The organism is Streptomyces sp. SID12501, from assembly GCF_010550245.1.
Classification (GTDB): domain Bacteria; phylum Actinomycetota; class Actinomycetes; order Streptomycetales; family Streptomycetaceae; genus Streptomyces.
Genome location: NZ_JAAGLU010000932.1, coordinates 1 through 403, shown reverse-complemented (window position 1 = coordinate 403; position 403 = coordinate 1). Strand labels below are relative to the sequence as shown.

At 73.9% G+C, this 403-nt stretch carries 1 pseudogene; it reads left to right on the top strand.

What is annotated here, in order from left to right:
• Positions 1–403: pseudogene (locus G3I71_RS49205) on the top strand (type VII secretion protein EccC); the annotation flags it as partial.

Sequence of the window (403 nt, the reverse complement as noted above, 5' to 3'; positions counted from 1 at the left end):
TGGGGGCGGCGACGGCGGCCTTCGTGGCGGCGTCGCGGTCGGGTTGGACGGGGCCGCCGGCGCCCGGCGTACGCCTGCTGCCGAGGTCGCTGCACGCGGACCGGCTGCCGAAGGGCGGGGAGTTCCCGGAGCGCGGGATCGCGTTCGGCATCGCCGAGACGGACCTGGAACCGGTGTTCGTCGACTTCGCGGCGGACCCGTTCTTCCTGGTGTTCGGCGAGAGCGAGTCGGGCCGGACGAACCTGCTGCGGCTCATCGCCCACCAGATCGCCCGGCGCTGGACCCCGGACGAGGCGAAGCTGGTCGTCGGCGACTACCGGCGGGGGCTGCTCGGAGCCCTCCCGGAGGAGCACCTGCTGGAGTACGCGCCGACGGCGAACTCGCTGCACCTGCACATGGAGGC